The 12,898-nt window shown below is 41.9% G+C and carries 11 protein-coding genes and 1 pseudogene; 7 read left to right on the top strand and 5 right to left on the bottom strand.

The features are described 5' to 3' along the window. Positions 1-97 precede the first annotated feature (97 nt). The gene (locus JK635_RS13975; RefSeq protein ID WP_202654575.1) at positions 98-541 is read right to left on the bottom strand and encodes an SRPBCC family protein; all 444 of its coding nucleotides are present in this window, start codon (positions 539-541) and stop codon (positions 98-100) included. Positions 542-1,057: 516 nt separating this feature from the next. Between JK635_RS13975 and JK635_RS13970 the strand changes: the two genes are divergently transcribed. Continuing rightward, positions 1,058-2,572: a malate:quinone oxidoreductase gene (locus JK635_RS13970; RefSeq protein WP_202654574.1), complete on the top strand. Its 1,515-nt coding sequence runs from the start codon at positions 1,058-1,060 to the stop codon at positions 2,570-2,572. An 89-nt stretch (positions 2,573-2,661) separates the two neighbouring features. Here JK635_RS13970 and JK635_RS13965 read toward each other — a convergent pair whose 3' ends face one another. From JK635_RS13965 to JK635_RS13955, 3 genes are all read right to left on the bottom strand, one after another. Further along, a complete protein-coding gene (locus JK635_RS13965) occupies positions 2,662-3,783 on the bottom strand; it encodes a M20 metallopeptidase family protein (protein ID WP_202654573.1) in 1,122 nt (373 codons plus the stop codon). A 771-nt stretch (positions 3,784-4,554) separates the two neighbouring features. Next, a complete protein-coding gene (locus JK635_RS13960; protein ID WP_202654572.1) occupies positions 4,555-5,532 on the bottom strand; it encodes a hypothetical protein in 978 nt (325 codons plus the stop codon). Further along, the gene (locus JK635_RS13955) at positions 5,529-6,473 is read right to left on the bottom strand and encodes an ABC transporter permease subunit (RefSeq protein WP_202654571.1); all 945 of its coding nucleotides are present in this window, start codon (positions 6,471-6,473) and stop codon (positions 5,529-5,531) included. The genes JK635_RS13960 and JK635_RS13955 overlap by 4 nt, the downstream gene beginning before the upstream one ends. Before the next feature lie 228 nt (positions 6,474-6,701). Between JK635_RS13955 and brnQ the strand changes: the two genes are divergently transcribed. Together brnQ and JK635_RS13945 are read left to right on the top strand one after the other, a co-directional pair. Then, positions 6,702-8,036: a branched-chain amino acid transport system II carrier protein gene (gene brnQ / locus JK635_RS13950; protein ID WP_202654570.1), complete on the top strand. Its 1,335-nt coding sequence runs from the start codon at positions 6,702-6,704 to the stop codon at positions 8,034-8,036. A 393-nt stretch (positions 8,037-8,429) separates the two neighbouring features. Then, a complete protein-coding gene (locus JK635_RS13945; protein ID WP_202654569.1) occupies positions 8,430-9,104 on the top strand; it encodes a uracil-DNA glycosylase in 675 nt (224 codons plus the stop codon). A 204-nt stretch (positions 9,105-9,308) separates the two neighbouring features. Here JK635_RS13945 and JK635_RS13940 read toward each other — a convergent pair whose 3' ends face one another. Continuing rightward, complete coding sequence (locus tag JK635_RS13940) at positions 9,309-10,490, bottom strand: MFS transporter (protein WP_202654656.1); 1,182 nt, start codon at positions 10,488-10,490, stop codon at positions 9,309-9,311. A 120-nt stretch (positions 10,491-10,610) separates the two neighbouring features. Between JK635_RS13940 and JK635_RS13935 the strand changes: the two genes are divergently transcribed. From JK635_RS13935 to JK635_RS13925, 4 genes and pseudogenes are all read left to right on the top strand, one after another. Next, complete coding sequence (locus JK635_RS13935) at positions 10,611-10,949, top strand: L-lactate permease (protein WP_202654568.1); 339 nt, start codon at positions 10,611-10,613, stop codon at positions 10,947-10,949. Positions 10,950-11,075: 126 nt separating this feature from the next. Further along, positions 11,076-11,311, top strand: a pseudogene (locus JK635_RS24300) (hypothetical protein); the annotation flags it as partial. Further along, positions 11,291-11,836: a DNA/RNA nuclease SfsA gene (gene sfsA / locus JK635_RS13930; protein WP_235888114.1), complete on the top strand. Its 546-nt coding sequence runs from the start codon at positions 11,291-11,293 to the stop codon at positions 11,834-11,836. The pseudogene JK635_RS24300 and the gene sfsA, both read left to right, overlap by 21 nt. A gap of 311 nt (positions 11,837-12,147) precedes the next feature. Next, entirely contained in the window at positions 12,148-12,879 is a 732-nt protein-coding gene (locus JK635_RS13925; RefSeq protein ID WP_202654567.1) for an SDR family NAD(P)-dependent oxidoreductase, read from the top strand. Positions 12,880-12,898: the final 19 nt, after the last annotated feature.

The following is a 12,898-nucleotide window of genomic DNA, read 5'->3' as shown; positions in this document are numbered from 1 at the left end:
AGTTGATGGCAGATGGGAAGGGTCAGTTCCTTCATACGTTAAGGTAAAAGTGAACTGGCCCCTTTTTGGTGAGTGGACTTAAGATTATAAATTATTTTCAGTTCATCTCTGTTAATCTGGTAGCGATGGCGGTAACAAATTCTTCCGTTACTTTAGGAAGATACGACTTTAATGCCTGATTGACCAGTGGCCCCATTGGTCCACTGGCAGTGATTTCAAGCAGGCCCGTTATTCTTGTTTTGTTAGGAGCAGTTGCTTCTGCCAAGAAAAATCCCTCACCTGTGAATTTCTCATTGATGCCTTTTAAATTGAAGCTAACCTTTGTCGGTTCCACCCATTCTTTTATCGTTACCATCAGACTGATTCTTTTCTTAATAAATCCAATAATACTATTAAATTCCCAACTGGACTGACGGTTCGTGTATCTCCGATGTTGAATATATCCTGGTATAAGCGGCGCCCAGTTATCCATATCCTTAACAAACTCCCAAACCTTTTGAATCGGTAAATCCACCTCAACTTGATACATCCCGTTTGGCATACCTTTTCCTCCTTTCCATTGCAATATCAGACGTTCATTTATTTATATGTTTTTGTGGTCAAAGGGGGATTTGTACCGCGTTAGTTCTGGCGAGTTTTAATATTGGAGGCATAATTTTTCAATATGTGTTATAAATGTGAAGAATCTACCATATTTTTATAAAAATGCAACAAAATATTTTACAAATTTGTGAACTGTTATATAATACATATAAGGGTTTTGAAAACAACTAAAACAGATGATGTTAGAACAAAGTCCCAACCAATGGAAGAATATAGGTTGAGCTTTGTTTTTCTGTTTGTTTGAGTCTTGCAGCGGTCTCTTATTTTTTCAACATATAAATAGCTTATTAACTATATTAAATGTTTCAAATCTATAAATAATAGTGATAGACTATAATAAGGTTATAAATGATTCAGGAAAGATGCGTGACCAGGTTGCGCTCTAGCATGTTTGACGTCTAACCGGGGGAAACTGCACCTTTTCTGCAAATCTTAGGGGATAAGGATGGGGAAAATGAGTAGCAAACAAACTGAGACAGACGTTATCTTAATTGGTGCCGGAATCATGAGTGCCACCTTGGGGACGCTCTTGAAGGAATTGGTACCGGACTGGAACATTACTGTGTTTGAGAAGCTCGATAATCCTGGGGAGGAAAGCTCTAACGAGTGGAACAATGCGGGAACGGGGCATTCTGCATTATGCGAGCTAAACTACACTGTCGAAAAACCGGATGGTTCCATTGATATTAGTAAAGCAATTCGAATCAATGAACAGTTTCAGGTTTCCAGGCAGTTTTGGTCTTATCTTGTAAACAGCAAATTGATACGTGATCCACACGAATTTATCATGCCGCTGCCTCATATGAGTTTAGTACAAGGGGAAAAAAATGTATCATTTTTGAAAAAACGTTTTCAAGCGCTAACGAACAATCCTTTGTTCCAAGGGATGGAGTTTTCCGATGATCCGAAAAAATTAAAAGAGTGGATTCCGCTTATTATGGAAGGTCGCACATCGAAGGAGCCTATCGCGGCTACAAAAATCGACTCTGGCACTGACGTTAACTTTGGAGCTTTAACGCGGTGTTTGTTTGACCACTTAAAGAATCAAAACGTAGATATTAACTATAGACATCAAGTTGAGGATATAAAACGAACTGAAAGCGGTTCATGGGAATTGAAGGTATGGAATATCGATACTGGCAGCATTGAACGCCATTCGGCCAAATTCGTCTTTATCGGTGGCGGCGGCGGATCCTTGCATTTACTGCAAAAAACCGGTATTCCTGAAAGCAAACATATTGGCGGTTTTCCGGTAAGCGGACTATTCCTCGTATGCAACAATCCGGAAGTTATCAAGAAGCACCATGCAAAGGTATACGGAAAAGCTGCAGTTGGTGCTCCGCCAATGTCTGTGCCGCACCTTGATACACGATATATCGACAATAAAAAATCGTTGCTATTTGGACCGTTTGCCGGGTTCTCACCTAAATTCTTAAAAACCGGTTCAAATATGGATTTAATCCGGTCGGTAAAACCGAACAATGTGATCACGATGCTGGCAGCTGGTGCAAAGAACATTCCATTAACAAAGTACTTGATTCAACAGCTTTTGTTATCGAAAGAAAAACGGATTGAAGAATTGCGGGAATTTATTCCGAATGCCAAAAGCGAAGATTGGGATATCGTCGTCGCCGGCCAACGTGTACAAGTTATTAAAGATACAGTTGCCGGCGGCAGAGGAACGCTTGAATTTGGCACGGAAGTTGTCAGTGCCGCTGATGGTTCAGTCGCGGCATTACTCGGCGCCTCTCCAGGTGCTTCTACGGCCGTTCACGTTATGCTTCAAGTGATTAAAAAATGCTTCCCGCAGCATCTAAGTGAGTGGGAACCAAAAATAAAAGAAATGATTCCATCTTATGGCCTGTCACTGGCAGAAAATCCCGAACTTTTCCACGAGGTTCAGACTTCAACCGCACGGGCACTTGGCCTGAGCGAAAAAGTTCAGTTACAGGTAACGGCCAATTTTTAGATAATAGAGGGGCTGCCCAAAGGTTTTTACGCCTAACCTTTGGACAGCCCCTTTTGATTTCGAAAATTTGGCGCTTAATCGAGATCCGGTTAGTCCTCGCTAATACCTGCAATTCCTTTAAATACCTCACAGGCGATTTCAATATTTTCATCACGAAAATCATATTCAGATGTGTGAATATGAGGATAATCCTCCCCATTTCCGACGAAAAAGAAGGCCGCTTTGGCTACTTTAGCATAGTGACCAAAATCCTCGGAAGGCCGCAGTGCTTCTTTCATTTCATAAAGGGCGATCCCCTTCTTTTTGGCAACAGCACGAACCTTATCCACGCACTCCTTATCATTTTTCGTTTCAGGGAATGAGTCACTATATTCAATCTTAACTTTTAAACCAGCTTTTGCAGCTTCCTCATGAGCCAGTTTTTCCAAGCTGCCGCGGAGTTCTTCCAAATCTGCTTCATATAAGGCCCGAATCGTCAACAGCAGTTCCCCTTTGGACGCAGACATGCCGAATGCTCTTTCCCCAACGTTAATTTGGACAATGGTGCAAAGTAATAAATCTTTCCTGTTTTCCGTCAATCCAGGAATCGCATCAATGATTTTCGCAATCGCAAACGAAGGATTAATCCCCGTTTCCGGTTGGCTTGCATGAGCCGGTGCCCCTTCAAATTTAATAATCATCCCGGTGGAAGCACATTGAATATTGCCATCAAGGACATTTACCGATTGGAATGGCATCCCACTCATATTGTGATAACCATAAATTTCTTCAATCTTTTCGTCTTTTAACATCGACAGACATTGAACCGCGCCATTGCCGACTTCTTCAGCAGGCTGGAATAGGAAGAAAATGTTTTTGTCAGCCCCTTTTTGGTCGACTTCCAAGGCAAAGCCTGCTAATGTAGCGGAGTGACCATCATGTCCACATTTATGTGCCTTTCCCGGGAATTTTGAAGCCCATGGGAGATCAATGACCTCATCCATCGGCAAGGCATCAAAATCAGCTCGGAAGGCAATATTCGGTTTATTATTGCCAGCCTGATAAATAGCATAAAACCAATTTCCTTTATCAACAATTTTCAGGTTGCTCGTATGAGTTTGCAAGAATTCTAATAAATGTTGCTTTGTCCATACTTCTTCATTGGAGAGCTCTGGATGTTCATGTAATTCATGCCGTAATTGAATCGCTAAAGCTAAATTCCTTTGATCCATTTGAAATCACTCCTAATATAGCTTTGATGGCTTGTTGGCTCGAACCTGTCAGCAAACACCTAAGTTTATTGGCAAGTCCCCCACCCTTTCGTAAGCGTGGATGGATATCATGTCATATAGTCAAAAATTTCGATGTGCGGGAATTTTTTTAAGTCCCGTTCTTATTTCATCGGTAACCAAACATGAATAAATTATATTGATTATCGAATTTTTAAGCAAGGGACAAACACGCCGCAAATGGTATTACTGATTTAGTAATTTGACAAATAACTTCTGAAACAAGCGTTTAGCTTTCAAACCAGAACCTCCTGTTAAAACTGGGAGGACGAAAAAGGCTGTCTTAAAAGGTGTGCCAGACACCATTGAGACAGCCTCTTTGTATAATTTTATAATTTGGTATTGTAGAGACGACCTGACTACGAACTTGTGCGGCTGAAATTTTCACTGTTCCTAGAAGTAGCCTAAGTACCCTGACAGCAGATATTTTCCTAGTCTCGGTCAAGTAGAAGCAGTCTAGATGCCCGAACAGCAGATATTTTCCTAGTCTCGGTCAAGTAGAGGCAGTCTAGATGCCCGAACAGCAGATATTTTCCTAGTCTCGGTCAAGTAGAGGCAGTCTAGATGCCCGAACAGCAGATATTTTCCTAGTCTCGGTCAAGTAGAGGCAGTCTAGATGCCCGAACAGCGGATGTTTTCCTAGTCTCGGTTAAGTAGAAGCAGTCTAGGTGCCCGGACCACAGAAATTTACCTTTTGGGATATCCTCGCTCTATTTAGTGGTTTCGGGCCTGCCCCAGTGCTTCTCGTTTCATCGTCCGCCGCCAAGAAAAGAACGGTTTTCTTGGCAATAGCAAGCCCTTGTATTTTCTTGAATGATATTCCAATATTCCCTCCCCTAAAGCGACAAAGGAAAACATCGATAAGGTGATCATCAGCGAGCTGAATAATGGCACCCATGGGTAGGCATCCATATCAATTAACACATCAAACAAAAACATCGGCCAAATCAGTGCAGTGTTATCAATTAAGTAAGAACCGTCTATTTGCTGTAAAAAAGTCTGTGAAATGAATATTCCAAAGATGCCAAGCTGCCCCAGCAAAAATAACATGCTGCCCAAATGCTGGATAAAATAAGCGACCCACTGCGGGTAGCAGCCTGGCCAATAATATCGTTTCCACAAGCCCCAAACCCGTGAACCCGATACAATCCCTGCTTCATAAAAGGTTTCTTTTTGAATAAGTGAAACCCCTTTATATACCACTTCCCCGACTTTTCCTAATTCAAAAATAACCAAAAAGCTGATCATCCAAAACGCCCGGTGTGGTGAAAGAATAAAGAAGGGAATCGTTGAAATGATCACAAGATAAAAGAATACGGGTATGCGGGAGAATAGGTAATTCCATCCCTGCAATAGGACCCGGAAAAATTTCACGTGGGCGGCGGCGACACCGAAGGGAAGCGCCAGCAAAAAAGTAATCAACGAAATCGTAAACACAGTTGTTAAGGTACTGCGGGTGCCCATGATCAAGGCACTGTAGATATCTCGTCCCTTCTTATCAGAACCTAATGGGAATTCCTTACTTGGTGGAAATGGCGGCAGGATAAAATCCAAATTGCTCTCCGGCCCGACAATATAGCTATGAGGGGTGACATCTCGGTCAACATTGGGCAAATACGGTCCAAACAAAAAAATGAAGGCGATGAAACCGCAGCCGATAATGCCAATCCATAAAGAGAGTATTCTCCTCATGAAGCCCTGCCCCCTTTTTTAGGATTAAGAAAATATTCCAAGATTTGGCCAGTCCATTGGGCAGCCAGCAACAGAACCATCACTAATAAACTAAAGCCAATGACAGCAGGCACGTCAATTGGCAATGCCTGTCCAGCGGCAAACTTGCTCTTCAATTGGATGGCTGCTATTAATCGATAACCTATTCCATGGTACGATGTTAAAAATTCTACGACGAACATGCCGGAAAATAATAGTAAAATAATTGGCATATAGTGCTGCAGCAATTTGGGATAACAATTTTTTAGCATATGCTTCCAAAGGATGGTACGGTCAGGAACCCCTTTTGCCTTTGCGGTATGAACATAGCCCTTTTCTTCTTCCTCTTCTAATGCTTGAAACGTATACCTGGCAATCACAAACGCTGGATACATGCTTAAAAATACGATCGGAAATAAAAAGCTGTACCATTCCTCATTCCCATACATCCGCAATCGTGGAAAACCGTGACTCATTGCTAAAGATAACAGGGTCTGGACAAGGAAAACCAGAAAAAAATCAGGCACGGCCTGCCCCAGCCAGGTCGATCCCCTGCCGAAAAAACGCCCTAGTTTGTTTCGCTGCAGCCGATAATCAAATACACCTTTTGTAATACCGAGAAGGATGCTGAGAAACATGGCAGGAATCAAAACGACCATACTGCGTTTAAAGTAAAGCCACAGTTCAACCTCAACAGGCTGGTTAAAAACCGTCGTTCCAAGGCTTTTTGTCGTTTTCACTTCTTCTGCGTAATGATAGATATTGTTTTTATAGTTATCCCAAGTAAAATGGTAGGACATCACATCTTTAACACCCACTCGTTGGGATTGTGTATCTCTCGGCAATAAAACAATTAAGATCACAATGAGTGCCATACTAACCCAAAGTAAAAGGCTGCCAAAAAGGCGAAAAAAGAGATTCATATATTTATATACCTCCAAAAATTGGGGATAAAAGTATGCTGATTTCATTGTATTACAGATTAGTCTGTTAATTCAAACTATATCCAATTTCTATCTCTTTGGTTGGGAACTCTTGCTAATTTATTGAAAAATATTAGTATTTTTTTGAAGATGATTCTAACTTGAATAGATATTTGATAGAATATAAAAATGTTTTTAATATAGCAATTTTAGATTGAGGTGGCACGATTGAATCGATTGACCAATAAAGAAATCCTGTTTATTGGCTTTATGTTATTCTCGATATTATTCGGCGCAGGAAATTTAATTTTTCCGGCATATTTAGGACAGGCTGCTGGCGAAAATGTCTGGGCAGCGATTATTGGCTTTATTATTTCAGATGCGGGCCTTGCCGTATTAGCGTTTATCGCGATTGCCAAATCAGGCACATTCGAATCTTTATTAAATAGGGTTCATCCAGTTTTTGCGTTCCTTTTTCCAATCGTCATTTATCTATCAATCGGGCCGGGGCTGGCCATTCCTCGCGCAGGCAGCCTTGCGTATGAAATGGGAGTCAAACCCTTCTTACCTAATGTAATTGGCTCCTCACCGTTAGCACTTTTGGTTTATACAGTGGTCTTTTTTAGTATCGTCTTTTGGTTTGCAAAATCGCCATCGAAATTAATAGATAGAATTGGGAAGGTTTTAACACCGACTTTGTTAGTGTTAATGATTGTTATTTTTATCAAAGCGTTATTTACAGACATGGCTCAATTTAAAGAAGCTGCTTTAGCTTATAAAGAGAATCCAATTTCACAAGGCTTTTTAGATGGATATCAAACAATGGATGCACTGTGTCCGTTAATTTACGGAGTCCTTTTTACGACAATTTTTAGAAATAAGAACATTACCAAGCCGTCCTTGCAGGTAAATTATCTCGTCCGATTTGGACTCATATCCGGGCTACTTTTATCGATCTGTTATCTGATTATTGCCTACTTGGGGGCTTCAGCTTCGATAACGGGAAAAGTGGATAATGGAGCCATTGTATTAAGCGTGGTATTACAGCAATTGTTTGGGACTAGTGGAACAGTTGTATTAGGAGTCATTTTTACCTTAGCCTGTTTAAGCGTTTGTATTGGCTTGATCACATCATGTGCTCAATTTTTCTCCAGCCTTTTCCAAAAATTATCGTATATTCAATGGGCGATCCTTTTATGTGTAATCAGCGGCTTAGTAGCGAATCTTGGTCTATCTCAGATATTGAAAATATCGGTACCGATCTTGGGCTTATTGTATCCAATGGTTATTGCCTTAATTATTTTGGGCCTGGCGCATGATCGATTACCTTTTCATCAACGTCCGGTGTATGTTATGACCATTGGACTAGTCGGCTTATATAGCTTGGTGGAAGTCATCAACTCACAATGGTTGCATGGTTCCCTTTCAGTATTATTATCGAATGTTCCTTTACAAAATATGGGCTTTGGCTGGGTGATTCCCGGATTGCTTGGCTTTACAATAGGTTGCCTTGTGGAAAAATATAAGTCGACTACGGAAACAATGGAGAAGAAAGCAGCCTAAAGTGCCCCTGTAACTTCCGAATAAATGAAGAAAAACAAAAATGGAGCCTTACAGCTAAGAATAGGCTCCATTTTCATGTTTATAGTTTTGGTAAAAAATATGTCCATCACAGGCGGATGTTTGTCCATTTCAAATATTGTTCAAAACTATACAATTGATTTGTAACAATATTTTTGAAGCAATCAATTAATTTCCTTGAAAAAGTATTCGCCTGGTCTTGCCCTTTTGGCAAGGCGGCTCTAACAGCCCGAAAAGCGCTGGTCTTGTAGCATTCGGTCAAGTAGCCGGGCTCTAACAGCCCGAAATGGATGTCCATAAAGGTTGATACTCGAAATATTTTAATTTTATAATTGGAGCAGAGGTATCAACTACAGAAATGAGTGTGGAGTGACAATGGCGATTTTAAAAAATGATTGGGCACCTTTGCTTGAGGGAGAGTTCAAGAAACCATATTACCAACAGTTACGAAAAAATTTGCTGCATGAATACCAAACGCGTGTGGTCTATCCGGACATGTATGATATTTACAATGCGTTGCATTACACTCCGTATAATGACACGAAGGTCGTCATTATTGGCCAGGATCCTTATCATGGACCGGGGCAGGCACATGGATTAAGTTTTTCCGTTAAGCCTGGCGTAGGCATTCCGCCATCCTTGCAAAATATCTATAAGGAGCTGCAGACTGATTTAGGATGCTATATTCCTAATAACGGTTATCTCGTAAAGTGGACGGAGCAAGGGGTACTAATGCTCAATGCGGTATTAACCGTCCGGGCGGGAATCCCCAATTCACATAAAGGCCTTGGCTGGGAGATGTTTACGGACAAAGTGATCGAAACATTGAATCAAAGAGAAACGCCGGTTGTGTTTATTCTTTGGGGTAATTTTGCTCAACAAAAACAGCAATTGATCACATCGTCACGGCATTATATCATCAAGTCGCCTCACCCAAGTCCATTTTCCGCCAATCGGGGCTTCTTTGGCAGCCGACCCTTTTCCCGCACGAATGCAATCTTGCGGAAACTGGGCATGCAAGAAATTGATTGGCAAATACCAAATCTGTAGCTTGCTAATTTTAGAGCCTGGGGCATTATAGCTCGAAAAATCAATGAGCTAGGTTACCTACCCCCCCTCTGAATAAAGCGTTATTAATTAGAGGTCATATAACCAGGTCCATCGTCTCCCAAAAAATTTAACGACAGCTGGAGCTCCCAAGTTCAAAAAATAGGGGCGCCATTTTGATATTATTCAAAATGGCCCCCGTCTTGATTAACTGGCAGATCTTTTGATTCGAGCTTCCTTTTGATTAGCCATTTTCTGATAAACAAGCGCTAGTAACATTGCCGGGATAGTGCATGTAATCATCCCGATAAAAGCGTATTGTGGTTCGATTGCGTATAAATAACCGCCGAATATCGTGAAAACTGCTGTACTCCAGCTAAGTGCCAGCGCCGAGTACATCCCTTGCGCCATTGAGACCTGTTCGTGCGGGACATTTTTAATGAGGTATTTCATAAAGGCATAATGTGCCGTCGCGAATGAGCATGCATGCAATGTTTGGGCAATGCAGAACATCACGACATTGGGAAAGGCAAATACCAGGATCCAACGAACGGTCGATCCAAGTGCCGCCAATGTAAGTAACGAGCCTGCTGAAAATTTCCCGAAAGCCCGGTCGGCAATGGAAAAGAAAATGATTTCAGCGATGACGGCAATGTTTAAAATCACGCCAATTAAATATTGGGGCGCATGAATGTCTTGTAGGAAGATGTATCCATAGCTGTAATAAGAAGCGTGTGCCGCTTGCAGTAAAATCACAATGACGAGCACCAGGCCAAAGTATTTAACGCGAAATAATCGCAGCATGCCGCCTTTTTTTGCTTGTTCAGTTTGTGGTTTTTCTGATAAAACTGCGGGTGCAGGCATAAATCCAAGCAACACAAATACGCTTGTACCGATTAACAGCGCCCATAAAATCACTTCGTCCCCAAACTTCCCTGTAAAGACAGTTAAGATCATGCCGGCTACGACAAAGCCGATCGAACCCCAAGAACGGCTTTTTCCGTAATCTCTCAGCTGCTTGCTCTGTGCAAGGACTCCGGCCGCACTATCCAAAGCGGGCATCAAGGTGGGATAAACAATATGTAAAAGTAAGGTGATCATTAGCAGGCTGGTGAAGGTAGCTGTCGGTATGTAACCAAGAATGGCAATAAGCGTACCGAGGGTCATTGCCTTTAGCAAAGTTCGGCTGCTAAATTTCACTGATAAATAAGGAAAGGCAAATAAGGTCGATAGTCCGCGGACAACCAGCCCCAAGCTCATAATCAAACTGGCTTGGGAAATCGTAATTCCCTTTGTATGAATCATCCACCCGGTCCAATAGGGAAGAAAAACCCCCCATGTTAAATAAAAACTAAAAAACTGTCTGCTCATCCAGCGTTGTGTATTCATCATAGAACCTCCCAATGATTCTATCATATCAGGAAAATACAATTTTATAAAAGCAATAAAAAGGCCTTATGAAGGACAATAGCTGCGACAAAACTTGGTTAGCTGTCTTTCATTCCGGCCATGAAGGACAAATCTCGCAACGAAACCCGGTCAACTGTCCTTCATCTCCGCCATGAAGGGCAAATCACCCCGTTTTTTGCAGCGATGATTGGCTGGCTTGGGGTGTTTCTAACGGGCAGTGATGCCTCCTCCAACGCCTTGATTGGCAGTATGCAGACAATTACCGCACATCAACTTGGGCTTGATCCGGTTATGATTGCTGCCTCGAACTCAACTGGCGGGGTGAGGGGGAAAATGATTGATGCCCAAAGTATTGTTGTCGCAACCTTTTACGAGGATTGGACGGAAGGAGCTAGTGCTGTCAGTTTTTCTTCCATAGTCTTGCATTGTCGGCGTTAGTGGGGATTCTGGTCATGCTGCAAGCCTAGGTGTTCCCATGGATGATCTCCCCATATTAGATTGCTTGGAGCTCCTTATTGAATGAGGGGATCTTTATCTTTTTAAATTTGAAAAAATAGGCTGCATATGAGTAACATAAAAATGATAGCATCTCTGACGAAGCCCAATAAAGCAACGTACGGAAGTGAAGACATGAAATATCGAAAAATAGTCCATGGACGGCTGGACAAGCGTATAAACCGGTTTATCGCCGAGGTATTTATAAGCGGAGTAAGAGAAACGGTTCATATCAAAAATACCGGCGCTTAAAAGAACTACTGCAACATAATGTTGAGGTCCTCTTGGAGGAGAGTGACAATCCCAATAGGAAAACAAGATTCTCGCTGATTGCAGCAGCGAAAAACGGCGGCTGGGTAAACGTTGATTCTCAAGCTCCCAATCAGACCGCCTTTGAGGCTCTAGAAGCGGGAAAAATACAGGAAATAGGTTGCGTTAACTCGCTTAAAAGAGAAGTGACCTTTGGCGCTTCCCGATTTGATCTTTATTTTGAAAAGCAAAATGAAAAAGGATTTATTGAAGTAAAAGGTGTAACGCTAGAGAAAAATGGAGTTGCGTTGTTTCCGGATGCCCCAACCTCAAGAGGGGCAAAACACGTATTAGAATTGGCAAAGGCAGTTCATGAGGGATATACAGGGGCGATTCTGTTTGTCGTACAAATGAAAGGCTGCCATGCGTTTTCCCCAAACCGGGAAATGGATCCCGCTTTCACGGCTGCCTTATTCCAGGCAGCAAGCGAGGGTGTGCAGATTTTGGCCTATGACGCGATTGTGAAAGAGGATGAACTGGTTTTGGACCAGCCGCTTCCGGTTTACTTATCGCGCCTATGACCTTGGTATCTGATAGTGAATTTACTGTCGGATGAGGCTTTTTTTACTGTCAAATAACCATGTATAACTGACGGATAGCACCTTTTTACTGCTAGATAGCCATGTTTAATTGACGTATCGCACTTTTTTTACTAATTAACTGGAACCTTACATTACAAAAAACAGCGGGATTATAGTTTTGGACCCCGTTGTTTTTTGTGTAATCTTAGTCTATATTAACAAGTTCTCAAAGTTGAAAAACGTATAATTATTTGTTAATATTTAGATGTTAAATAATTAGATATCTTAATAAGGGGAAGGGAGAAATACGAATGAGACTGAAGGGGAAAGTAGCGATTATTACTGGCGGAGCTTCCGGTATTGGGGAATGCATGGTTGATTTATTTAGCAGTGAGGGTGCGATTGTGATTGCTGCAGATATTAATGAGGCAGCTCTGGAAAAGGCTAATCAAAAGAAAAATGTTTATGGGATGAAATTAAATGTCGCTTCCGATGAAGAATGGCAGGTATTAGCGAAGGAAGTAAACGACCGTTTTGGAAAAATTGATATCTTGGTTAACAATGCCGGGATTGCGTCGGAAAAACCATTCCAGGAGATCAATTTGGATGATTGGCAGAAAATGCTGGCGATTAATGGTTTTGGTCCCTTTGCTGGCATGAAACATGTGGCACCGTATATGGCGGCGCAAAAGCAAGGCTCAATCATCAATATTTCTTCTTATACCGCACAAATCGGTCAGGGATATAATCATTATTCAGCATCGAAAGGAGCGGTACGGGCGATTTCAAAAGCTGCTGCAACTACTTTTGGCTGGCAGGGAGTGCGTGTGAATGCACTGTTCCCGGGAATCATTGAAACCCCAATGACAAAAGCTTTAAGTACATCAAAGGAACTTCTCGGTCAGTTAATCCAAGCAACACCGCTGCAGCGATTAGGCAAGCCGGAGGATATTGCTAATGCGGCCCTATTCTTGGCATCTGATGAATCATCCTACATCAACGGTGCCGAAATTGTAATTGACGGCGGATTCTCAGCGCAATAATGGGTGCTTAATATAGGCC

Origin of the sequence: Neobacillus paridis (genome assembly GCF_016765675.1) — a bacterium.
GTDB classification, from domain to species: Bacteria; Bacillota; Bacilli; order Bacillales; family Cytobacillaceae; genus Neobacillus; species Neobacillus paridis.
The sequence above is the reverse complement of the archived record's forward strand: the minus strand, read 5'-3'. Positions and strand labels throughout refer to the sequence as shown.